Here is a 23108-nt window from a genome sequence, read left to right on the forward strand (position 1 = left end):
TCTCACCCGGAGATGTCGTCGTCACCCGCCATGTCTATGACTCCTTGATGTACGTCCTAGGTCACGTCCAGCATAACAACCCGTTCCCCTCTCCTCTCGTCCCTCCCCCGACACCCGCGTCCCAGGCGCGGTTCTCACGCCATCATGCGCCGGGACCGGGCTGCCGGTGCCTTGTCAAAGAGACGCACTGGGGAATGGTGCTGAACGAGGTGCGAGCGCCCCAGGCACCCGCTCCCGCGTCGGCCACAGGATGAGTGCAAGCAGCAAGCGCAAGATCACGGGGGACGCCAGCCGCGCCCACCTTGGCCGGTCGCATCCCCCGCGATGCGCCGATGCAGCTCTACCTTCGCCTGTCGCCGCACACCTTCGCCCGTTGCCGCGTCGAGGACCCTGGTGTCCCGCGTAGGGGGTGTCCGGCGCGGCGCGGCCGGAACTCTGGACGCATCAACTCTCTCGGCTCGTGGTCGGTCGTCCCGTCAGGCTCGCCGGCGTCCATCACCCTTCACGCCGGTCGCCGAGACGACTGGCAGCTCCGGCTCTTCGAGGCGGGGTGGGACCGCAAGGGCGGGCGGCCGCGCAAGTCGCCGCGTCGGCGGGCCTGAGCGCATGTACAGCGGCCCGGATCCCCTCGGTGGGGTTCCGGGCCGCTGCGCTGCGGCTCAACTCGGGTCAGGCGAAGCGGAATTGCCTACCACCAGATGACGACGTATCCATTGCCGCCGTTGTCGCCGGTGGTGATGGGGCCGTGGCCGGCACCGCGGGTGCCGCCGGTGCCGCCGGTGCCGCCGGTGCCGGCACCTGCTGGCAATGGTGGGACGATGCCGTCGACTGCCGGACGGCCTCCCAGGCCGGGCGCGCTACCGGCGAGCGCTCCAGCACCGCCGTTGGCGCCTTGACGGACCGTGCCTTGGTTGCTATTACAGTCGCCCGTGCCGCCCGCACCACCAGTTGGGCGCACGTACTGCCCGCCGAAGCCGCCGCGGCCGGTCACGAAACTACCGAGGCCGTTGATCGCCCCGCTGTTTTGACCGTCAAAGCCGTTTACAGGGCCGAATTGGCCCAGGCCTCCTGCGGCTACGATCACCGTGACCGGTGTACTGGGCTGGACGGGCAGGACGCACCAGGCGAAGCCCCCGGCGCCACCACCTGAGCCACTGACGGCGGCGTCACCACCCGAACCACCTCCGCCGCCGCCCCACGCCTGGACGAAGACTGTGGTGACATTCGCGGGCGGGACGAATTCGAAGGTGCCGGCATCGCCATAATCCAGCAGGCCGTGAGCCGGGGCGACTCCCGGCGGCCCCTGCGGGTCCCAGTCTCTGCCGGGCATGCGCGGGGAACGCGACCTGCGACAGCGGGATACTCAGCACCGCGTCGCACTCGGCGCACACGAACACCGTCACGCAGCCTCCCCACCCGGCGCCCAGCGGAGTATCCCTGTTCCATGGTCACCGGCCAAACGGTTTTCCGGTGCCACCATGACCAACCGGACACCGTCTCGTGGGTGGGCGACATGCCGGGCGTCACGCGAACCGGCCGACGGGGGCAGGCAGCTGCTCCACTTCGAACAGAGTGTCCACGTCAGCGTCGGGATCGGTACACACGCTGACCGGTGCCTCCATGTCCGCTGCGGCCGTCGCCTCATGCGGGCCGCACTCCCGCAGACCGGAACGGATCGAGCACTGCCCGCTCCCGGTATGTGCCGAGTATGGGCATCCCGGCCGCAGCGGCCGATCGTTGAGCCGCACCAGACGCGCAACGCCGGGCCGGCCGGTCCCGGACGTCACCGGCGAACAAGTCAGCGACCTGGTGTCGTCCACATGCACGTGATGTTCCCTTCGGGCCGGCGGCAGGTACAACAGTGGCCCGGATCCCCTCGGTGGGGGTCCGGGCCACCGTGTGGTGTTGGTCAGGCGAGGCGAAAGCCCGCTACCACCAGATGACGACGTATCCGTTGCCGCCATCGGGGGCTGCTAGCAGGAGGCCCGTACCGCCATTGCCGCCCACGGCCGCACCGATCGGGGCCGGTTCGACGATGCCGCTGACCGCGGGTTTGCCTCCTTGTCCTGGCGGCCCGGTGAGGCTGATGGGAGCCAGGCCCACAGCGCCGGCACGGGTCGTGCCCTTGGCAGGGAGCGCACAGGTGCCCATTCCGCCGGAACTCGAGGGGCCGAGAATAAGCCCAGGATGGCCGCCGGCGCCGCCGGTGGCTTGCGCGAGTACACCGCCAGGCCCTACCAGGGTGCTATTCGTCCCGCTCGCACCGTCTGCACCGAGGGGCGGAGCACCAGCACCGCCCTGGCCGACGGTCACCGTGTAGGCCGTTCCGGGCTGCACCGGCACGGAACACCAGGCGAAACCACCAGCACCGCCACCTCCGCCGAGCGGGAGCCCCACTATGCCTGGACCGCCGCCGCCGCCAGCGCCCCACACCTGTACGAAGACCTGGGTGAGCCCGGCGGGCGGGGTGAACGTCCCGTTTTGGGTGAAGTCCACCAAGTCGTGCGGGACAGCGCCGGTTCCCGACGGCCCGGCAGGCCCCTGGGGTCCTTGATCGCCGGGGTCACCCTTCGGCCCCGTCTGCCCAGCGGGGCCCTGCTGCCCTGGAGGCCCCTGAACTCCCTGATCGCCGGGATCGCCCTTCGGCCCCGTCTGCCCAGCGGGGCCCTGTGGCCCGGCAGGCCCAGCGGGCCCCTGCTGACCGGGAGGCCCAGGCGGGCCGGGAGGACCGGGAATGCCGGGGCGGCCTGGATGCCAGTGGCGGCCAGGGCGGCTTGGGCAATACCCAGGGAAGTCCGGGAAGAGGAAACACGGGTCAGCGAGAGCGACCTGAGCGCGGGGCTTCACGGCATCAACCGCGCCACCACTGGCGCTCCCCGCGTTCGCGGCACCTGTCAGCGCACTGGACGCCAGGGCCACACCCGTGGCCAACGTCCACATCCGGATACCGCCTCGCCGCCACACGGACGCCTGAGGCATGGCTATTCGGGACAACACGTCACCTCCAGCAAGGGGCCCGCAACGCGCGGCTGATGCCGCTCATCAAGGAGAGGAGCTGTCGGAGACAGCAACGAGCCCACAGCAAGAATCGCCCCGCGTAGCGAGCAGTGCACATTCGGTAGCCGACCGGGTGACCTCGGCCCGGACACACCGCAGCGGCCCGGCACCCCATTGGTGAGGTGCCGGGCCGCTGTGCTGCGCCGTGCCGCGCGTCAGGCGGGGCCGAAGCCCTCGAGCCGGTCGCCGGCGCCCACACGGGCCGTCAGCCACTTGCCCCGGAGCTCCTTGAGTCCGTCGCCAACGCGCTCCTCGGCAGGGACTGTCGCCCGGGTCGGCACCCTGCGGTGGGTCGGGTGCCTGAGCACCCCGCCGCAGGGGTGCTCAGGCACACGGCGGTCGCCGGCGACTCAGTCGACCGGTATCACCCACACATCGGCGATCGACGGGTCGTAGTCGGCGCCGGTGTCCTGGAAGCGGAGCCGCACGGTGCCGTCCGACGTGCCGGCGGAGGGTTCGACCACGAACTGGTGGGTGATGGTGCCCTGGCCCTCCTCGCTTCGCTTCAGGTCGACGCTGTGCACCACCTTGCCGTCGACCTGGACGTCATAGGTTTTGCGCCGGGCGCCGTCGAAGGTCTCGACGATGCGGACCACGAAGCGGCCATGGGAGGGTACGGCGGCGTCGAACTCCAACCAGCCGCCCGGGTAGGAGGAGTGGGTGTAGCGCCGGGTCAGTCCCGCCTCGATGCTGGTCCCCGAGTGCTCCGACGCCGTCAGCCGGTGGGCGGACTCCGACGGCCCGTCACCGAGGTCGACGTGGTCGCTCGACTGCGCGGGTGGGGCGGGCAGCGAGACAGCGATCGTGCCGGTCGCCTGCTCCGTCGCCGTCGGGCCCGTCGCCACGGTGACCGTGGCCTTCTGCTCGACGACGGTGAGCGGCACCGTCACGACGGCTTCGGCCGTTGTCCGCTGTCCCGGGTTCAGGTGGTAGCCGACCGGGTCAGGCGTCGGCCAGCCGTCAGGGAGGGCGAGCGTGAGCTTGCCGGACTGCACCACATCGGTGCGGTTGGTCAGCACGGCGGCGACGGTGGCCTCCTCACCCGGGCCGGCCGGGTCAGGCGTGGTGGACACACCGCTGATGGCGACGCCGGGGGCGACCGGCAAGCCCGCCGACACCGGTAGCGTCGCCGTTCCTCCCGCGTACTGGTACGACACCGAGCCGGTGAGGTCGGCCACGGACGCCTGCGCGTCGGTCGCGACCGTGACGTCGTAGGCGTGCTTGAGCGTACTGCCCGCGCCTGTGGTGGACGCGTGCCGTCCCACCGGCTTCACCGTCCAGCCGCTGGGTGCCTGCAGGGACGATTCGACGCCGCTCAGCGGCCGCTTGCCGGTGTTCTTCAACGCCACGGTCACGCGGACGACATCGCCCGGGAGGATCTCGCCGGCCGGCACGTCCAGCGTGGCCACTGCGCCGACCAGGCGCGACGATGCCCGCGACAGGGTGTGCTCGATGCCGGTCAGCGCGTCACGCAGTGCCGTGGCCGCCGTCTTGTCGATCGTGCCCTGCTCGGCGTATGTCCGCGTCCATCGGTCGAGGTCTGCCACGCCCGCGAGCGCACGGTGCACCGCGGCGGCGGTCAGCCGCTCGTCCGCACCCTGACCCTGAAGGCGCCACGCGGCTGCGAGCTCGGTCCGCATCAGGGCGGTGCGCACCTGCAGGTGCCCCTTGGCGATCGTGCCGGGACCGCGCACCTGCAGCCCGTCGACATCGTCGGCGAACGACGCTGCTTGCGCCCGCGCCGCCCCCAGGTCCCCGAGCACCGGGTCGACCGCGAACGCGTAGTGCCCCGAGCCGACTTCCAGCACCACGTCCCCGTCGGCCTGCTCGACGTAGGTCACGTCGTCGACCTCGCTGACCGGCCTGCCGCCCTCCGTGACCGCCCAGCGGTTCGGCGCCGGGATGCGCACCTGGGCGGTGGTGTTCGCCGGCACGGTGACGTCGAGCTTCATCGCCCCGCCGGTCGTGTCCCATGCGCTGCGCACCGTGCCGTACGGCGTCTGGTGGCTGAAGTCGACGTGGTCGATGCCCTCACCGGGCTCCGGGGCGATGAGCACCTTGCGGTAGCCCGGCTCAGCAGCCGAGACGCCCGCCATGGTGCGGTACATCCACTCGCCGACCGCGCCGTACGCGTAGTGGTTGAACGAGTTCATCCCCACGTCGTTGAAGGTTCCGTCGGGGTTGATGGAGTTCCAGCGTTCCCAGACCGTGGTCGCGCCCTTGCCGATCTCGTAGCCCCAGGACGGGTAGTCCTTTTGCTGCAGCAGCCGGTAGGCGATGTCGGAGCGGCCCGCCTCGGTGAGGGCGGGCAGCAGTCCGTCGACGCCGAGGAAGCCGGTCGACAGGTGGTAGTCGCGGCGCTCGAGGGTCTTGACGAACTTCGCGACGACCTTGTCGCGCCGGTCGGCGGGGGCGAGGTCGTTGGTCAGCGTCAGGATGTACGAGGTCTGGCTGTCGCCCTTGACGGTGCCGTCGGCGCCGATGAACGCCGCCTGGTACGCCGACCTGATCGCCTCGTAGCGCTGCTGGTACGCCGCCGCGTCGCCGTCGCGGCCGATGGCAGCGGCCATCTGCGCGAACTCACGTGTGCTCTTGGCGACGAGCGCGGTGTCGAGTACGTCGGCCGGGGTCGCGTCGTCGAGGTTGAGCCAGTCGAGATAGCCGCCGGCGGAGCGGATGTGGCCGGTGGAGTCGGCGTCCAGGAAGTCGACGTAACTTTTCATCATGTCGTAGTTCTCGCGGATGACGTTGGAGTCGCCGTAGCCCTGCCACAGCGTCCACGGCACGTGCACGCCGGCGTCCATCCAGCCGGCCGACTCGTAGCCGCCGTCGAAGCGGCCGGGGACCACGGGGGCGACGCCGGGCAGGGAACCGTTGGGGCGCTGGGTGTCCCGCAGGTCCTGCAGCCACTTGGTCAGGAAGGACTGTGCGTCCATGTTGTAGACGGCGGTCCGGGCGAAGACGTTGATGTCGCCGGCCCAGCCCATCCGCTCGTCCCGCGCCGGGGTGTCCGTGGGGATCGACAGGAAGTTGCCGCGCATGCCCCAGACGATGTTCTTGTGCAGCTGGTCGACCAGGTCGGAGTTGGTGTCGAGGCTGCTGGTGAGGTCGCCGTCGGTGCCGACGACGACACCGACCAGGTCCTTGGCCGCGGGAGCCCGGTCGACGCCGGATATCTCGACGTACCGGAAGCCGTGGAAGGTGAACGACGGCTCGAACGTCTCCGGCTGGTCAGTGGCGAAGGTGTAGTAGTCGGTCGCCTTCGCGGTGCGCAGGTTCGCGGTGTAGAGCGTGCCGTCGGGGTTGAGCACCTCGCCGTGCCGGATTTTCACCGTCCGGCCCGGCTCGCCCTTGAGGGTGAGGCGCACGTGGCCGACCATGTTCTGCCCGAGGTCGTAAAGGTAGACGCCGTCGGTCGGCGAGTCGATCCGCTTCGCGGTCCTGAGCTCCTGGGTGACCCGTACGTCGACCGCGGTCTGTGGTTCGAGTACGTTCACCGGCTCGTCGCGGACTTCCGCCGTGGCCCAGTTCGCGTCGTCGAAGCCGGGCTTGTCCCAGCCGCCGACCTGCTTCGCCACCCGTGCGTCATAGGACTCGCCGTCGAGCAGGTCGGCCTCGCGGGTCGGACCGCCGGTGGTGGTCCAGGTGCCGTCGGTACGGACGGTGGTACTGGTGCCGTCGGTGAACTCGACCAGCATCTCGGCGATCACCGAGTTGTCCTTGCCGTAGACGTCGGTGCCGAACATGGCGACCTTGCCGCTGTACCAGCCCGGTGCGACCTCGGCGCCCAGTACGTTGGCGCCGGTGCGGACCTGCCGGGTCACGTCGTAGGTCTGGTAGTCGATGCGTTTGTCGTACGCCGTCAAGCCGGGTGCGAGTTCGGCGCTGCCCACCCGCGCTCCGTTGAGGCGCAGTGCGTACACCCCGCGCGCCGACGCGTAGACGCGCGCCCGGGCGACCTTCTTGCCGCCGAGTTCGAACTCCTTGCGCAGCAGCGGGACGGGCTCGTCGCGGCGCAGCCAGGCCTCGCCGCCCGCGCTGTCGACGCGCAGGCCGCCGGCGGTCAGGGTGCCGGACGCGAAGGTGCGGTCGCCCGCGGGGAAGGCGGTGTCGACCAGGACGGTGCCGTCGGCGCTGGTGACCGTGACGTCGCTGACCAGACCGCGCTCCGCGCCACTGGTGCGGAAGCCCATCGTGCCGGGGCCGCCGAACGTCGCATCGGTGCGCTGGTCCAGCTGCTTGCCGTCGACGGTGGTGGTGATCGTGGCGCCGTCGACGGCGATCGCGTAGTCGTGCTCGGCGGCGAAGTCGAACCCGGTCGGGAACGGTGTCGCCTTGAGGACCGAGTAGTTGCTGTTGCGTTTCACGTGCGGGCGCAGCGAGTCATCGGTGTCGCTGATCTGCCACATGTAGGCGTTCTCGGTGTCCTGACCGCGGAAGTAGACGCCGAGCGCCCCGTTGATGTCGGAAGCGGTGAACTCGACCGTGTAGTCGGTCCACTTGGCTCCCAGCGCCGGTGTGTCCGCACCGATCCACGCGGCGGTCCACGGCTGGTCACCCAGAGCGGTGCCGAACGTGGCGGGCGAGCTCCACCCGGAGGCAACTCCCCGGTCGTCCCATACCCGAACAGACCAGACATAGTCGGTGTGCGGCCGCAGTGCGGGGCCGCCGTAGCGGACGTCGACCGACTGACGGGAGGTGACCTTGCCGCTGTTCCAGACGTCGGGGTGGTCGAGGCGGTCGGCCGAAGTGGCGAGGTGTATCTCGTAGGCCCGCTGCGTGACGCCGCGGCGCTCGGAGTCGAGTTGCCAGCCGAGGGTGGGCGCCGTCAACGGGATACCGAGCGGGTCGTCAAGGGCGTTGACCGTCAAATCGCCGACGCTCGTTGCTGCGGCGGCGGGGGCGGCTGGGGCGGCTGGTGGACTCGCTGCCGTCGCCGTCGTGGGTGCCACCACGACGAGGACTGATGCAGCGACCACCGCGGCGATCTGCTGGCGCACGGGCGCTCCTCAAGAAGGGGTACTGAAACGCTTCAATGCCACCCTGGCGGTGATCACCCCTCCATGGCAACGAGTTGGACAGATTTGATGGAACAGATTCGAGAGATCAATGAAACGGTTTAAGTCGACGGGACCATCACATCCACGGGACAACGAGCCGACCCGGTGGCCCGGCCCAGGAGCCCATCGCCCACGCCGGGGCGGGTCCACGAAAGCGGGCGTTGAGCCCCGCTCGCGCCGGCTCGCGCCACATCTCCGCAGCGGTCTGCCGCGCGAGCCAAGCGGACCCTGGGATCCCGGCGCACGCTCACCACCGCGCAGCGTCATCTCGTGTGCAGGCAATGGCTGGTGCCGGCGCTGACCGCCGGGCTCGTCGTCGTCAGCGCCCTGAACGGGGAACAGCAGCGCCCCACCCAGCAGGTCCACGGCATGCGGCAGCGCGCCCGCTCCCCCGCCCAGCACACCGCCGCACTGCCCACTCACCTCACCGAACTCACGGACCGCGACCCGCGGCCGAGTCCACCCCGCCCCGCCCCGCCCCGTTCACGCGTAGTACCCGGCCTGCGGGGCAGACGCGACGTCAGGAGGTTGATGACATGGTTCCTTTGCTGCTTGTCCTGCTGCTCGCCCTGATCCTGTTCGGCGCGGGGTTCGCCCTCAAGGCACTGTGGTGGATCGCCATCATCGTGCTGGTGGTGTGGGCCCTCGGCTTCGTCTTCCGCGCGGCCGAAGGCGGCGGACGCCGCCGCTGGTACCGATGGTGACCTGACACAACCCACTCGACGGGTGGGGTTCGCGCAGCCGACAGGCCGCGAACCCCACCCTTCGCGCTTCCCCACCCCGTACGGGGGCAGACGCATCCAAGGCGGCTCGCCGGCATCGCGCCCCTGGAACCAGCGCGAACCTCCCCGGCGAGCCGCCCCTCACCGTCGGGCCGGCACCTGGGCCAACCCGATCGAGGCGCGCTTCGGGCCGCTGCGGCAGTTCACCCTCGCCAACTCGGACCATCCGAACCACACTGTCCGGACCCGGGCCCTGCACGCCTGCCCGGCCTGGCGCAACACCGACACCCGACACCCCGTGCGGACGGCCGCGTGACCGAACGTCTCGGCGGGTGTCCTACTCGTCAGGCTGCCAGGTGTAGCGGACGTCCGGCTCATGTTCCTCGTTGCGCAGTCCGTCAGTGTGCTCGACTGCGATGAAGCCGTGCCGCTCGTAGAACCGTTGGGCTGATCCGTTGACCTGGAACGTCCACAGCCCCAGTCCATCGGGCCGCTGCTGCTTGGCCAAGCCCATGAACCGGTCGCCTACACCCCGGCCGCGCCAGGACGGGTCGAGGTAAAGCTGTTCGAGTTCCTTTCCATCGAGTACCAGAAGTCCGATCACGGAGCCCTCGGCGACGGCTACCCAGGTCTCACACTGCGGCACGACCACGAAGGAAAACCAGCTCCGCACCTCGTCGTCGCCGTGCACGCGGCGCACGGTCGGCAGCGCAGCGGTGAATGAACGCAGCCACACGTCGGCAATGTCGGCCGCATCAGAGGCATCCGCACGCCGAAAAACCAGCTCAGTACTGTTCACAGCGCGCGACTATCGCAGATGAGTGATCTTGACGCATCCGGATTTCGAGAGCGCTGTCCTCCCGGCGAACCTATACGGTCAGAGCACTGGGCTTTCGCGCTGCAGCCCACTTTCCCTGATCGCCTCAGGGCACATGCCCGATTCGCCAAGGCTGCGGCATCGCCGGTCAAGGCACTTGATCATCCACGTCAGCGCCGCGACTCCACCGCTCCGACGCTGCGCAGGCCGGACGCATACCGCCGGTCCGTCCCGGCAGCGCCCCTCCTTCGCGGCACTTGGTGCGCGATCCCGACGTCGGTGAGGTGGGGCGAGTGGGCTAGGTCATAGTTTTTGACCGATCCGTCCAGCATCGAGTTTTTTACCGTACCGTCCATAACAGGCCCCGCGCGCTGGATGCGGGCCTGACACGTAGGAGCCGCGGAGGGGCAGACCTCCGCCGAACAGGAGCCTTGATCATGGGACAGCTCGACGGTAAAACAGCCATCGTCACTGGGGGTAACAGCGGAATCGGGCTGGCAGCCGCCAAGCGATTCGCGGCCGAGGGCGCACATGTGTTCATCACAGGCCGGCGACAGGAGGCGCTCGACGCCGCGCTGGCCGAGATCGGCCCGAACGCCACTGCCGTCCGGGGCGACGTCTCCGATCTTGACGACATCGACCGCCTCTATGCCGCCGTTTCCCAGCAGGGCCGTCGCGTCGACGTGCTGTTTGCCAACGCCGGCGGCGGCGAGTTCTCCGCCTTGGAAGACGTCACCGAGAAGCACTTCGACTCGACCTTCGGGATCAATGTGAGGGGCACGCTCTTCACGGTCCAAAAGGCGCTTCCTCTGCTGAACGAGGGCGCTTCGGTCATCCTCACCGGATCCACCGCCGCGAATTCCGGCGGCGAGGCCTTCGGCGTCTACGCCGCCTCCAAGGCCGCCATCCGCTCCTTCTCCCGCACGTGGGCCAACGAACTCAAGAACCGGAAAATCCGAGTGAACACCCTCGTCCCGGGCCCGATCGAGACCCCCGGCAACTCCGGGCTCGCTCCCAATGCGGCAGAGGCCGCCAAACTCTGGGACTTCTTCGCCACCCAGGTGCCTCTGGGGCGAATGGGTCGCCCTGAGGAGGCCGCCGCGGCGGCACTCTTCCTCGCCAGCGACCAGAGCAGCTTCATCACCGGAACCGAGCTCTTCGTCGACGGCGGCCTCAACCAGGTCTGACCGCCGCAAGGACTACCGACGCATCCCCCTTGCATGGCCGCGGCAGCCTTGCGCGGCCGCGGCAGCCGGACCCGCGGGCGGTATCCCTGCGACAAGCGCCTCAGCCACTCGCCTGCGGAAGGGAGGCCGCAGAACGGCCTGTGCCCTCACCACAGTGACGGGCCAGTGCCTGCCTGATCTCGTCGGCTCGCCGGTGTGCGGCCTGACCGGAGGAGACCCACGCGATGTAGGCGTCCGGTCTGACCAGTACGGACTTGCTGGTCAGACCGGATGGGGTGGTGACGCACTCCACCGCGTCGGCCCAGCCTTCGGTCACCGAAGCAGCAATCGGCGCGTCCGCCGGTGTGACCAGCACGAACCTCCGGCCGCGCAGCACCTCGTACAGACGTCGACCATCGGCAAGGCGGACATCCGGTGCCCGCTTGCCCGTGAGCGGGTGAGCGCCGGCCGGGCTCGATAGGCGATGTCGATTCCGGACATCGCCCGCCCCAGCCGCAAGGCGACCGGTGGGAGACGCAGGACGGTCCGGGCGGCGAAGTCTCGGACGCCGCGAAGCGCCCGCGGGGTGGTCAGGACACCACGCAGCAGCGCGCCACTCATGCGCAGTACTCTGCGCCCCACCGGGCGCCTCTCGGCCTCGTAGGTATCGAGCAGGGCTTCGGGGGCACGGTCGCGCAGGACGGCGGCAAGTTTCCAGCCCAAGTTGGCAGAATCCTGGATACTGGTGTTCATGCCCATGCCGCTGGCGGGGGAATGCACGTGCGCCGCGTCACCGACGAGAAAGACCCTGCCTACGCGGTAGCGCGGTGACTGCCGCTCATCGCTGTGGAACCGTGAGATCCAGCGCGGATCGTGCATGCCGAAGTGTCAAGCCCCGGGTTTGATGGAGACATCGAAGACCCGGAAGGATGCCGATCATGGCTGCTCCCCGTAAGACCCCGACGAACTGCGCGAACGTGCGACGCGGTTGGCGATCGAGGCCCGCAAGGACCCGGCCGGCCGTTCCGGTGCGATCAAGTGGATCGCCGACCAGCTCGACGTGCACCCCGAGGCCCTGCGCGGCTGGGTCAAGCGGGCCGAGACCGACGAGGGCATCGTGTCCGGCACCACCAGCACCGACGCTGCACGGATCGCGGAGTGGAGCGGGAGGTGAAGGAACTGCGGCAGGCGAACGCGATATTGAAGTCCGCCTCGGCTTTCTTCGCCGCGGAGCTGGACCGTCCACTGCGATGAAGGTCGCCTACATCGACCAGTACAAGAAGACGTTCGGCGTCCAGCCGATCTGCGACGTCCTCGCCGAGACGGACGCGCCGATCGCGCCGAGCACCTACTACGCCGCCCGAACCCGACCGCCCTCGGCCCGCAGCCTGCGAGACGAGGAGATCACCAAGGAGATCCGCCGGATCCACGAGGCCGACTACGGCGTTCGACGCCCCGGATGATCTCCACGGCCCACATGCTCTCCAGCTCGCGGAAGACCAGTTCGAGGACATTGTTGCGGTTGCACCCGGAGACCTTGCGGTGGCCGTAGCGGTCGATCAGTTCCTCGACCCGGGCGCGGGTCTCCGCCGACACCCCCGACTTGCCATTGAGCACCATCGAGACGGTCCGGACCGAGACGCCCGCCGATTCGGCGATGTACGCGATCGTGACCGGCCGGGAGGGATCGCCGCCCGGGGGACTCCCGTCCGCCGGACCTTCCGCCGCGTAGTCAGCCACAGCCGCCTTCCCCGATTGCTCAGGCCCTCGTTCCCGAAGGCCGGCAGCGGGTCCTCGGCGTCGCTCTCCCCGGGACCCCGAGCGTCGTCACCGTTCCGGCGGCCGGCCGCACGTATCCGCGGCCTTCGGCTCACCGCCATGACAGCCGTCTCCCCGCACGCGGCGGATCTCCCCCGCGCGGGGCCGGGGGCCGTCATCCGGGCCGGAGCCGGGTGACGGACGACGCAGTGGCGTCCCCTGTGTGCGCCCCCGGGGTGGCCGCAGCCCCCGGATGTGCCGCCACGGGGAGGTGGCGGCACATCCGGCAGGCGGGCCGCCGGCTCAGGACGGTGTCAGTTGCCATTGCTGGTTGGTGCCGTTGTTGGCGGTCCACTGCACGACTTGGGCACCGTCGCTGGTCGACTGGCCGTACACATCGGCCGCCAGGCCGCTGTCGTGGCTGACGATGGTGAAGTACCCGTCGCCGGTGGGCCGCAGGTACCACTGCTGGTTGGTGCCGCCGGTGGCGGTCCACTGCTGGAGCTGGAGACCTGCGGTCGAGGAGAAGCCGTTGACGTCGAGTAGCTTGCCGGTGGGGTTGTAGCGCAGGGTGAAGGCGCTGCCCGAGGCGCTGAGGGTCCAGGTCCCGCCGCCGGTCTGCTGGACGGCCTTGGCGCCGTCGGCGGTGGAGTTGCCGGCGATGGCCAGCGGCTTGCCGCTGTTGCGGTTGACGATCCGGTAGGTGCCCGGCGCGGGGCTCGTGGAGCTGCCCAGGGTGAAGTACTCGACCGCGTCGCTGAACACGGTCGTCCCGGCTTTGCTGGTGGACAAGACGAGGTAGACCCGAGAGCCGCTGGACGGCGCGGTGAACGACACGGTCTGTGTCGCCTTCGAGCCGAGCGGGACGGTGAGGGTGGTGTTCCCGGAGGCGATCACCGGGCCGGTGGCGCTGTCGAGGTGGGCGCTCCAGGCGAAGCCCACGGCAGTGCCGGTGAAGTCGTCGTTGAACACCGAGATCGTGCGGTTCACGGTGCTGTTGGCGGCGTATCCGGGGACCGCTTGCGGGAGCGGGAAGGTGCCGTTGGAGTCCGACACACCGGAGGCCGACCAGTAGGGCAGGTCGATCGCGGCCACGGGGTTGAACGCGGCTTGGATGCGCTGGATCTGCGGATTGCTCCACGGGTCGGAGAGGTTGTCGGCGCCGTAGACGGGATGGCCGCCCTCTTCGGGGGTGAAGTCGGTGGAGCGGACGCCGGGTATGACGCCCGCCCAGGCGGACAGCAGGGTGTAGGGGCGCAAGTCGCTGGCGTCCTTGGCGCGCTTGGCCACCATCGTGGTGGCGAACCACTCGAAGCCCTGCTTGGTGTTGCACTTCGGCCAGATGTACTCGCCCTCGCCGTCGGGCCGGCCGGCCACCGACACGACCTTCTCGCCGTAGGTGCCGAAACCGTCCAAGTAGTGCCCGAAGACATCGAAGTTGGCGTACGTCATGTTGGGGTAGGGGTTGGCCGGAGCGCCGACCCACGCGTCGACGCTGACCGGCCGGGTGCCGTCGTTGCCATTCATCGCCGCGTACAGGTCCTTCTCGAACTGCTCCGAGTCCATACCGCTGCTGCCGGGCTCGTTGCTCTGGCTCCATCGGATGATCGCCGGGTGGTTGCGGTCGCGCAGGGTCAGCGCGCGGGCGTGGTCGACCATGTTGTCGTGCCCGGCGACGAAGTCCTGAAGGCTGTTGGAGCCCCGGATGCCGGTCTCGTCGATGATCATCAGGCCCATCTCGTCAGCCACGTCGAGCATGTAGGGGCTGGCCGGCTCCTGATGAATGCGGACCACGTTGTAGTTCAGCCGCTGGTAGTTGTCGACCGCCTGCGGCCAGCCGCCGTTGCCCGAGGAGGGCGCGAGGAAGCCGGGCAGGGTGTCGTAGGCGTCGCCCTTGCCGCCGTTGTTGACGCGGTCGAAGTCCGCGCCCTGGAGGTTGTCGCCGCGGAAGTTCACCCGCACGCCGTTGAGGTAGTAGTACTCGCCGTTCTGGCTGCTCTCCCGGAATCCGAAGCGGTAGGTCGCGTCGCTGGTGCGGCCGTCGTCGGTCGCCGCGTGGACGGTCAGGCGGTGCAGTTGGGCGCGATACCCCTGCCGGTAGGGGACGTTGGGCCACCAGTACGAGGAGGAGCCCAGGTTCCACGCCACCGGCCCGACCGTCACCTTGACGGTCGAGTGGGCAGCTACGGTAACCGTCCTGCTCGGCAGCGCAGGGTAGGTGAACGACGTGGCGTTGTCCGAGGCGAGCGAGCCGGTCAGGGTCACCGTCCGCGCGGCGCCCGAGGTGTTGGTCACCGACGCGTCGTAGGTGAGGGTCTGGTTCGCCACCGACGTACGGACGAACGTGTCGCTGACGTACACCGCCGGATACACGCGCAGGAACGCCGAACGGAAGATGCCCTGCGGTACGGCCTCGGCCCAGTCGGCCGCGTCGGGCACCAGATACCTGCCGTTCGCGGGGTTCTTCAGGGCGCCCCTGCCCTTCACATCGACCGTGATGGTGTGCGTGGTACCCGGTGCCGCGTACGCGCTGATGTCGAAGTTCGACGGCGTGAAGGCGGTGGTCCTGGTCGCCACCGTCCGCCCGTCGACCGACAGGGTGGCCTGGTGGTTCACCGCGCCGAACTCGATCCACGTGGACTGCGGCTGCCCGGAGTCCGGCACGGTGATCGTGCGGGAGTACACCGCCTCGTTCACATCGGTGAAGCCCTGCTTGTACCAGCCGCCGCCCGGCACGGTGATCGACGTCGCCGACCGGCCCACCGGGGTGAACCCCCACGTGCCGGCCAGGTCGACCGAGGCGATCGCGGCGTTGCCCGCGGTGACGCCGTCGGTGCCGGAGGCCGGCGAGGCAACGGCCGCCGTAGACGCCGTGGGTCGCGGACCTGCCGCCGTGGCCGGGTGCATGCCCACTACAGCGGTGAGCAGCACCGCGGCGGCCGCTGTCACCGGTCTGAAGCGTCGACGGCTCCGCAGCCGAATGTGTTGTCGCATGACGCGAGCTCCTTCGTTGAAGGGTGGGGGGACCACGCTGCATTCTTCGTGCTGTTCGCGGTGCGACCTGGCCGAGGTGCGCGCCCGAGGTCGATGAGAGTGTTGTCGGAGTCCGGGACGTCGCACGGCTCGGGGCAGGCGGTCGGGGTCGAGCATTCAGGGAACCTTGACCCGCCAGGTGACCCGACCACGGGGGTGACCTGATGGCCACCGGAAGGAACGTGGTCGGCGATGGCGTTGTGCCGGCCGGGGAGCAGGGTCCGGCCGGATTCATCGAACCGGTTCGCAGGAAACTAGCACCGAGGAAATCTCGCAGCAATGCCTCTGACACAAGCGATGTCAGCGGAGCCCGTGGAGTGTTGGGGTTGTTGTGCTTTTTCGCGAGGTGTCGTTCCGGGTGTTGACAGCCGTCCGGCTTGTTCCTAACTTCGCTTCACGCGAACCGGTTCGACGACCGGGCTGGTTCGCTCGGACCGGTTCGAAGAAGGAGCTCTTCGTGAACATCGGTGAGATCGCCCGGCGGGCCGGTGTCTCACGGAGCACCGTGTCCTACGCGCTGAGTGGCAAGCGCCCGGTCTCGGACGACACCCGCCGGAAGATCCAGCAGGTCATCGACGAGTTGGGCTACCGCCCGAACGCCAGTGCCCGCGCCCTGGCGAACGGCCGGACCAGCACGATCGGCCTGGTCTTCCCGCCGGCCGGCAACCACTACACCGGCATGCAGCTGGACTTCATCGGCAGCGTGGTCGAGGCCGCCGCGGCCTACGACTACGACGTGCTGCTGTCTCCCAGCGGCGTGGACAGCGACCGTTCTTCCAGCGGCTGCTGGGGGAACGGCGCGTCGACGGCACCATCCTCATGGAGATCAGGCTCGCGGACGACCGGGCCGACCACCTGGCCGAGCTGGGCTTCCCCTCCGTCTCCATCGGCCGCACCGCCAACCCGGAGGGCGGCTGGTGGGTGGGCCTGGACCACACCGCGCTGGTGGAGGCGTGCGTCCACCACCTGGCGGACCTCGGCCACCGCAGGGTCGCCTTCGTCAACCGTCCCGAGCAACTGCTGCGGGCCGGATACGAGTCCGCACACCGTGACCTGGACGGCTTCACCAAGGCCGCGGCCGAACGCGGGCTGACCGTGCGGACGTACAACTGCGGGGTTAGGGCGCGTATTCGATTGTGATCAATGGGCGGTCCGCGTGAGGTCCTTGATCGGGAGTGTTCAATAAACGGCCCTGTCTCACATTCGGTGGTGACGGAGAGTTGTGAGGCTCGTTGACCTTCATGTGATGGATGTCAACGAGCTTGTGCAGTTGGTGTTTTCGGGTCTGTCTCCGCTGGTCATGGACGATGTGGCCGACGAGGGTGAGCGGATCGTGGTGCGGGCCCGGACGCCGCTGGACACCGCGGTCTGCCAGGTGTGCGGGGCCTCGTCGGGACGGGTGCACGGCTATCACTGGCGGACGGTCGCCGACGTTCCGGTCGACGGGCGACGGGTGGTGGTCCGCGTGCGGGTGCGGCGTCTGGTGTGTCCCACGCGAGGCTGCCGCCACACCTTCCGCGAACAGGTGCCCGGGGTGCTGGAGCGATACCAGCGACGCACCGCCCGGCTGACCGCGCAGGTCAAGGCCGTGGTCAAAGAGTTAGCGGGCCGGGCGGGATCACGCCTGCTGGCGATACTCGCGGTGGGCCTGTCCCGTCACACGGCCCTGCGCACCCTGCTGCGCATCCCGTTGCCCACCGGGCGGACGCCTCGTGTGATCGGCATCGACGATTTCGCCCTGCGCCGGCGGCACCGCTACGCCACCGTGGTGATCGACGCCGAGACCCATGAGCGGATCGACGTACTCCCGGACCGCACGGCCGACACGCTGGAAGCGTGGCTGCGCGAACATCCGGGCATCGAGGTCGTCTGCCGCGACGGCTCAGCCACCTACGCCGAGGCCATCCGCCGCGCACTGCCCGACGCGGTCCAAGTCGCCGACAGGTGGCATCTGTGGCACAACCTGTGCGAAGCCGCCCTCAGCGAGGTCAAGGCGCACAGCACCTGCTGGGCCACCGTACTGGACGCACCCATCTACGACGGGCCCCGCGCCCGCACCACCCTGGAACGCTGGCACCAGGTCCATGACCTGCTCAATCAGGGCGTTGGCCTGCTCGAATGCGCCCGCCGACTGCAACTGGCCCTGAACACCATCAAACGCTACGCACGAGCCGACCGGCCCGAGCGGATGCTCCGCGTCCCCAAATACCGCGCAAGCCTCGTCGACCCCTACCGCGAGCACCTGCGCAAACGCCGGGCCGAGGACCCCGCCGCCCCCGTCAAGCACCTCTTCGAAGAGATCAAGGCCCTCGGCTACACCGGCTGCCTCAACCTCCTGCACAAGTACATCAACCAAGGCCGCGCGGACGCCGACCGCAGCCACATCTCCCCGCGCTCGCTCGCCCGGATGCTCCTGACCAGGCCCGACAACCTCAAGACCGAACATCAGGACCTCCTGACACGCCTCACCGCAGCCTGCCCCGAAATGACCCAACTGGCCGCCCGTATTGCGGACTTCGCCCAGCTCCTGACACCCCGCGAAGGAAACGCCGACGGGCTCTCTCGCTGGATCGTGCAGGTCCGCACGACCGATCTGCCCCATCTGCACTCCTTCGCCCGAGGCCTGGACCGGGACCGGGACGCCGTGATTGCCGCGCTCACGCTTCCGTACAGCAACGGCCCCACCGAGGGCGTCAACACCAAAACCAAGCGGATCGCGCGCCAGATGCACGGACGAGCAGGCTTCACCCTACTTCGCCACCGCATCCTCCTCGGGTAGCAGCACACTCCGTCACCACCGAATGTGAGACAGGGCCGTTAATTTGACACACCCTGTTCTCCAACTACCTGCTGTTGATGATGCGGACGCGTGCCCCGATTCCTGCCGGATGGCTGATCGCCCAGGCCGTGCAGCTGGGTGGTCGGGACGCAAGAACGCGCAGCAAGGGAACCTGATCCAAGTTGCCTACGTCGAACCGCGGAACACGAGGGCCTCACCATGGGCACGGTCTCATTCCCGTGCTGAGCGATGGCGAGGTCACACTCGGCAAAGAGGAGGCACTCCTCTTCTTTGCAGCATCTGCCGAGGGGGACACGTATGAGCTGGACCAGGCGATCCGCTGGCTTGTTGGTGGCGGCGGCCATGGTGATGTCGGTAGCCGCGTGCACGGCCAGCGGCGGTGGCGGCGAGGGTGGGGCGGCCTCCTGCGCCAATCTGTACACCTACCAGGACCAATCGTATCTAGACGCGGCGAATGTGGAATTCACAGTCGGGAAGAAGCTCGGTGTCGCCACCCAGTCAACCTGCGACGACACCGGCGGGGCGGGCGAGAACAAGGAGCCGGTCGTGACGGAGACCGAGACTGCCTACGAAGTGGACGGCATCTCTCCCGAGGTCGCCATCGCCATCGGGGACACACCGAAGACGGCCACGCTCTTCACCGTTCGCTCCGGCAAAGAGCTCCCGCCCGAGGTGCAGAAACTGATCGACGGCTCCTGATCCGAAACGCGGGGTTCGGTGTGGTTCCAAAGCTGACGCCACACCGAAATCCGCGCACCCGACTGGGCAGTTACACGTACCCCGGAGCCGGTGGCGACGATCACCGTCCTCGCGCGGTGCACGATGCCGACGGAGTCGGTGAGCAGCTTGGTGTCACCGGTGAGGTCGACAAAGACAATGTCGTCGTCGATCATCTCGGCGCCGAACTGCTCGGCCTGGGCGCGCATGTTCTCCATCAGGGCTGGGCCGTCGGCCCCCTCGGGGAAGCCGGGGAAGTTCTCGGCCTCGGTAGTGGTCGTGAGTGATCCGCCGAACAGCAGGGGCTCGCGCCGCTCAGACACCGTATCCGGTCCCGCGGCCGGGCGGGACGGGCAGAGACGCTGCTGCGGAAGCCGTCGGTGACCGCGTCCGCATCTGGACGGAGATGCACTTGCGGTTCGCGGGCGTCTCGCGGCAATCCCTCGGAGCCTCGGGCCACTCCTCGATCACGTCTGGATTTCCGACGTCTTCTGCGCGTTCTCGCGGGGGCACGGCCGATTCCGGGCCGCCCCGCGGAGGTGATCCGACAGCGGTGCCGGAGGGCCGCGTTCCTGCGCGGTTCCGGAACCGACTGCCGGATCTCCCCACCCGGGGTGGCCCGGTGGACGTCCGCGGATCAACAGGACGTCACCAGTCCGAGTTGGTCGCCCCCAGACTCAGCAGGACCTGGTCGAAGGTGTTGCCGTCGTTGTCGTCGGTGTACGACATGGAGAGTGTGCCGAACGGGGAGGAAGCCAGCGAGAGCTGCTCCTGCCGACCGGTGGTGACCTGGCTGACGGACTGGGCCGGCAACCGGCCGGCGAAGGTGCCGTCGGGGTTGAGGCCCCGGGCCCAGACCGCTGGATCGGTGCCGGCGACGCTCCAGCCGACCACAGCGTCGCGCTGGTCGTCGATGCCGACGGTGGGGTTGCCCGCTCCGGCTCCGCTGGAGACCTCGACCTCGGCCGAGCCGGCGGTGCCGGTCGCGCTGAACGATCGGGCCCAGACGCCACGGGTCCCGGTGTGATCGGACTCCCACGCCACGGCGAAGTCGCCGTTGAAGTCGGCGGCCACGGCCGGGCGCTGCTGCTGCCCGTCGCCGAGGCTGTTGGCACTGCGGCGGCTGAGTGTGACCGCCCCGTTCGCCTTGGCCAGCTTCACCAGACCGATCTGATAGGCGCCGTTGTTGTCGGTGTCCTCGTCCCAGACGACGACGGCGTCGCCCGAAGCGGAGGTCGCGACGTCGGGGTTGTGGTGCGCGCCGCCGGCCGCGTTGACCGTCACCTCGTAGGCCTTGGTCGTGGTCCCGGTGAACCCGGCTGCCTTCACCGTCGCCGCCGCTGTGCCTTGGATGTCCTCCCACACCACGGAGAACGCGACCGCCGTGGTGCTGTTGGGCGCGCCGTCCGGATCGACCGCGACGCGCGGATGGATCTGCTGGCCGTCGGCGCTCGCGTTGGCTTCGCCGGAGCCGAGGAGCGCGCCGGCCGGGGAGAGCACACGGTAGGTGATGTTGTAGAACCCGTTGCCGTCCGGGTCCTCCGCCCACACGACGACGGCGTTGCCCCGGTCGTCGAGTCCCACGTCGGGCTGGAGATGCCGCCAGGCCACGCCCGCGGTCCCGCCGGCCGAGAGCTTCTTCTCGTAGGCCGAGACGCCGTTGCGGTACATCCGCACCCACACGTCGCTGTGCGCGTTGTCGCCCGGGTTGGTCGAGTCGCGGTCGTCCTCCCACACCGCCGCGACGTCGCCGAGGCGGTTGGCCGCGATCGAGGCGGTGTCCTGGTCACCGGCGGAGTCGCTGTTCGCGGTCGCCCAGGACGAGGGACCCGCCGCCGAGGCCGGGGCGACCATGGCGAGGGCGGCGACCAGGCCGGCGACGGCTGCGCCGAGTACGGAGAGCTTACGCATCGGCCAACCCCGGCTTTCCGTCGTGGATGACAAAGGTCCGGGCGGTGGTCGCCGGCGCGCCGTGTTCGGTCACCGTCGCCACCGACCGGAAGTCGGCTGTGAGCTGCGACGGCGTGATGTGCGTGCGGACGTAGCCGCGCCGGTCGGAGTAGAAGCGCAGATGCGGGTTGAGCGATCCGTTGGGGATCGCCGTGGTGGCGCTTCCGTTGCCGGTGCTGGTGATGGAGGTGCAGACGAGCTCGGAGCCGATCGTCGCCGACGACGGATTGGCATAGTCGGCCTTGAGGTCGTTGCCCCACGACGCGTGCACGTCACCGGTGAGGACGACCGGGTTGCGTACACCGCGGTCGATGATGCCCTGCTGGATCCGCGCCCGGCTGGCCCGGTACCCGTCCCAGGCATCCATGCTCATCGCACCCGCCGAGTTGACGTTGCGGGCGAAGAAGACCTGCTGGCCTATGAGGTCCCAGGTGCTCAGGTGCTGGCCCAGTCCGTCGAGCAACCATGCCTCCTGGTTCGCGCCGGTGAGTGAGCGGGCCGGCAGATCGGCGTCGGCGCAGACCTTCGTCCCGTCGCCGCAGGCCTGGTCGTCGCGGAACTGGCGGGTGTCGAGCATGTGGAACGTGGCGAGGGTGCCCCAGCGGACCCGGCGGTAGAGCTGGATGCTGTTGCCGGAGGGGGTCGCGGCGGCCCGCAGCGGCATGTTCTCGAAGTAGGCCTGGTACGCGGCGGTGCGACGCGCGGTCCACTGGGCCGCCGTGAGTGCGGGGCTGCTGTCGGCGCGGACCATGTTGGCGTAGTTGTTCTCCACCTCGTGGTCGTCCGGCACGACCAGCCACGGCGCGATCGCGTGCGCGGCCTGCAGGTCGGGGTCGCTGCGGTAGAGGGCGTAGCGGCGGCGGTAGTCGGCCAGCGACACGATCTCGCTACCGAGGTGCTGGCGCACGGCGCCGGCGGTGGCGCCGCCCTCGTAGATGTAGTCGCCCAGGTGCAGGATCAGGTCGGGGCGGTCGTCGGCCATGCGTCGGTAGGCGGTGTAGTAACCCTGCTCGTAGTGGGCGCACGAGGCAAAGGCCATGGTGAAGTCTCGCCCGACCGTGTTCGGGGCCGGCGCGGTGCGGGTCCGGCCCACCGGGGAGATGAATCCCTGGGCCCGGAACCGGTAGTAGTACTCCGAGTCCGGGGCGAGTCCACCGGCCAGCACGTGCACCGCGTGGGCCTGTGCGTAGCGCGCTGTGGACGTACCGGAGCTGACGAGGGTGGTGAAGTTCTGGTTGGTCGACACCTGCCAGTCGACGGCGACGTCGGCATTGGGCATGCCGCCCTGACCGTCCGCGTTGGTCGGTGTGGGAGCCAGACGCGTCCAGAGAACCACGCTGTTGTCGTCCGGTTCGCCGGAGGCGACACCGAGCGTGAAGGGGAAGGGAGTGGAGGCGGCGGCCGACGGCTGTGCCATCGCCCCGAGTTGGAGCGCTGCGACGCTCGCGGTGGTGAGCCCGCCTAGGATGAAGATGCGGCGACTGAGGTTGCTCATGGCCGCAGATGCTCGCGAACGCAGGTGAACTTCCCGCCCTGCGATGGGGACGGTCAAGTGACATGATCGAACGGCCGGTTGGTGGGTTTTTGTACGGCTGTCGCGGGTGCTGGAGCTGGAACTCAGCCGCTGATCAGGCGTTGCGGTTCAGCCGCACTGTTCACATCCTCGGCGTCCGTTTACCGCCCGTCCAATGACGGCCCTGACACGCAATCCGTCCTTCATCCGCTGACATGTTTCGACTAACGAGCAACCTGTCCAGACGAACCGTCATGTCGTACAACGGGGAGCCCCGGCAGGTCCCACCGATGCCTCCCGGAACGCGCGACGGCATCGTGCAGGCCGGGTCGCTCGCAGCGTCCGGCGGGAGCGCCGCCGGTACCGAAGTACCACGCGCCATCGGTGCCCACGGCGGCGCTCAGAGCCGCCGTCGGCACATGTCAGTTCGCTCACGGGGCGCTGGAGCGCATCCACTACCACCGCACCCGGGGCGTCGAGCAGTTCCTCCACCACCGCCTTGCGGGCCTGCTCGT

The 23108-nt window shown here is 69.2% G+C and carries 13 protein-coding genes, 5 pseudogenes and 1 other annotated feature; of the genes and pseudogenes, 8 read left to right on the forward strand and 10 right to left on the reverse strand.

Annotated elements, in window-relative coordinates:
- Window positions 1–688 precede the first annotated feature (688 nt).
- The 3 genes from RV983_RS00745 to RV983_RS00755 form a co-directional block, all read right to left on the reverse strand.
- Complete coding sequence (locus RV983_RS00745) at window positions 689–1330, reverse strand: glycine-rich domain-containing protein (RefSeq protein WP_475983796.1); 642 nt, start codon at window positions 1328–1330, stop codon at window positions 689–691.
- Window positions 1331–1929: 599 nt separating this feature from the next.
- Window positions 1930–2979: a glycine-rich domain-containing protein gene (locus RV983_RS00750; protein ID WP_475983797.1), complete on the reverse strand. Its 1050-nt coding sequence runs from the start codon at window positions 2977–2979 to the stop codon at window positions 1930–1932.
- Between the two features lie 428 nt (window positions 2980–3407).
- The gene (locus tag RV983_RS00755) at window positions 3408–8057 is read right to left on the reverse strand and encodes a family 78 glycoside hydrolase catalytic domain (RefSeq protein ID WP_475983798.1); all 4650 of its coding nucleotides are present in this window, start codon (window positions 8055–8057) and stop codon (window positions 3408–3410) included.
- A gap of 596 nt (window positions 8058–8653) precedes the next feature.
- On the opposite strand from RV983_RS00755, the gene RV983_RS00760 reads away from it, so the two are divergent.
- The gene (locus tag RV983_RS00760; protein WP_475983799.1) at window positions 8654–8821 is read left to right on the forward strand and encodes a DUF5670 family protein; all 168 of its coding nucleotides are present in this window, start codon (window positions 8654–8656) and stop codon (window positions 8819–8821) included.
- Window positions 8822–8996: 175 nt separating this feature from the next.
- Window positions 8997–9134 (forward strand): annotated as a pseudogene (locus RV983_RS00765) (IS630 family transposase); the annotation flags it as partial.
- Between the two features lie 42 nt (window positions 9135–9176).
- On the opposite strand, the gene RV983_RS00770 reads toward RV983_RS00765, so the two are convergent.
- A complete protein-coding gene (locus RV983_RS00770) occupies window positions 9177–9638 on the reverse strand; it encodes a GNAT family N-acetyltransferase (RefSeq protein ID WP_475983800.1) in 462 nt (153 codons plus the stop codon).
- A gap of 455 nt (window positions 9639–10093) precedes the next feature.
- On the opposite strand from RV983_RS00770, the gene RV983_RS00775 reads away from it, so the two are divergent.
- On the forward strand, window positions 10094–10843 hold the full coding sequence (locus RV983_RS00775) for a glucose 1-dehydrogenase (protein WP_475983801.1): 750 nt from the start codon (window positions 10094–10096) through the stop codon (window positions 10841–10843).
- 100 nt (window positions 10844–10943) lie between these two features.
- Here the strand turns inward: RV983_RS00775 and RV983_RS00780 are convergent.
- A pseudogene (locus RV983_RS00780) lies at window positions 10944–11707 on the reverse strand (FAD-dependent monooxygenase); the annotation flags it as partial.
- A gap of 103 nt (window positions 11708–11810) precedes the next feature.
- On the opposite strand from RV983_RS00780, the gene RV983_RS00785 reads away from it, so the two are divergent.
- Window positions 11811–11996, forward strand: a complete 186-nt coding sequence (locus tag RV983_RS00785; RefSeq protein ID WP_475983802.1) for a hypothetical protein — start codon at window positions 11811–11813, stop codon at window positions 11994–11996.
- A pseudogene (locus tag RV983_RS00790) lies at window positions 11990–12202 on the forward strand (IS3 family transposase); the annotation flags it as partial. The gene RV983_RS00785 and the pseudogene RV983_RS00790, both read left to right, overlap by 7 nt.
- Window positions 12037–12165, forward strand: a sequence feature (AL1L pseudoknot). Its footprint overlaps the pseudogene before it by 129 nt.
- Window positions 12203–12226: 24 nt before the next feature.
- Here the strand turns inward: RV983_RS00790 and RV983_RS00795 are convergent.
- Together RV983_RS00795 and RV983_RS00800 are read right to left on the reverse strand one after the other, a co-directional pair.
- The gene (locus tag RV983_RS00795; RefSeq protein ID WP_475983803.1) at window positions 12227–12562 is read right to left on the reverse strand and encodes a LacI family DNA-binding transcriptional regulator; all 336 of its coding nucleotides are present in this window, start codon (window positions 12560–12562) and stop codon (window positions 12227–12229) included.
- 321 nt (window positions 12563–12883) lie between these two features.
- Window positions 12884–15574: an RICIN domain-containing protein gene (locus RV983_RS00800; protein ID WP_475983804.1), complete on the reverse strand. Its 2691-nt coding sequence runs from the start codon at window positions 15572–15574 to the stop codon at window positions 12884–12886.
- Window positions 15575–16070: 496 nt separating this feature from the next.
- On the opposite strand from RV983_RS00800, the pseudogene RV983_RS00805 reads away from it, so the two are divergent.
- The 3 genes and pseudogenes from RV983_RS00805 to RV983_RS00815 all read left to right on the forward strand — a co-directional run.
- Window positions 16071–16729, forward strand: a pseudogene (locus tag RV983_RS00805) (LacI family DNA-binding transcriptional regulator); the annotation flags it as partial.
- Window positions 16730–16859: 130 nt separating this feature from the next.
- On the forward strand, window positions 16860–18392 hold the full coding sequence (locus RV983_RS00810) for an ISL3 family transposase (protein ID WP_475983805.1): 1533 nt from the start codon (window positions 16860–16862) through the stop codon (window positions 18390–18392).
- Between the two features lie 369 nt (window positions 18393–18761).
- The gene (locus RV983_RS00815) at window positions 18762–19112 is read left to right on the forward strand and encodes a DUF6281 family protein (protein ID WP_475990182.1); all 351 of its coding nucleotides are present in this window, start codon (window positions 18762–18764) and stop codon (window positions 19110–19112) included.
- Between the two features lie 74 nt (window positions 19113–19186).
- On the opposite strand, the pseudogene RV983_RS00820 reads toward RV983_RS00815, so the two are convergent.
- The 3 genes and pseudogenes from RV983_RS00820 to RV983_RS00830 form a co-directional block, all read right to left on the reverse strand.
- Window positions 19187–19426, reverse strand: a pseudogene (locus RV983_RS00820) (NAD(P)/FAD-dependent oxidoreductase); the annotation flags it as partial.
- A gap of 352 nt (window positions 19427–19778) precedes the next feature.
- Window positions 19779–21041 (reverse strand): hypothetical protein, encoded by a 1263-nt coding sequence (locus RV983_RS00825; RefSeq protein ID WP_475983806.1) that lies wholly within the window; start codon window positions 21039–21041, stop codon window positions 19779–19781.
- Window positions 21034–22575, reverse strand: coding sequence for an alkaline phosphatase D family protein (locus RV983_RS00830; RefSeq protein ID WP_475983807.1), 1542 nt, complete (start codon window positions 22573–22575; stop codon window positions 21034–21036). Before RV983_RS00830 ends, RV983_RS00825 begins: the two co-directional genes overlap by 8 nt.
- Between the last annotated feature and the right edge of the window lie 533 nt (window positions 22576–23108).

It is taken from the genome of Streptomyces sp. RLA123 (assembly GCF_056270165.1).

Excerpts from the sequence above, each read along its gene's own strand:
- RV983_RS00830 (WP_475983807.1), bottom strand. The coding sequence starts at position 22,575 with ATGAGCAACCTCAGTCGCCGCATCTTCATCCTAGGCGGGCTCACCACC.
- RV983_RS00775 (WP_475983801.1), top strand. The coding sequence starts at position 10,094 with ATGGGACAGCTCGACGGTAAAACAGCCATCGTCACTGGGGGTAACAGC.
- RV983_RS00745 (WP_475983796.1), bottom strand. The coding sequence starts at position 1,330 with ATGCCCGGCAGAGACTGGGACCCGCAGGGGCCGCCGGGAGTCGCCCCG.
- RV983_RS00760 (WP_475983799.1), top strand. The coding sequence starts at position 8,654 with ATGGTTCCTTTGCTGCTTGTCCTGCTGCTCGCCCTGATCCTGTTCGGC.
- RV983_RS00815 (WP_475990182.1), top strand. The coding sequence starts at position 18,762 with ATGTCGGTAGCCGCGTGCACGGCCAGCGGCGGTGGCGGCGAGGGTGGG.
- RV983_RS00800 (WP_475983804.1), bottom strand. The coding sequence starts at position 15,574 with ATGCGACAACACATTCGGCTGCGGAGCCGTCGACGCTTCAGACCGGTG.
- RV983_RS00750 (WP_475983797.1), bottom strand. The coding sequence starts at position 2,979 with ATGCCTCAGGCGTCCGTGTGGCGGCGAGGCGGTATCCGGATGTGGACG.
- RV983_RS00810 (WP_475983805.1), top strand. The coding sequence starts at position 16,860 with ATGGATGTCAACGAGCTTGTGCAGTTGGTGTTTTCGGGTCTGTCTCCG.
- RV983_RS00825 (WP_475983806.1), bottom strand. The coding sequence starts at position 21,041 with ATGCGTAAGCTCTCCGTACTCGGCGCAGCCGTCGCCGGCCTGGTCGCC.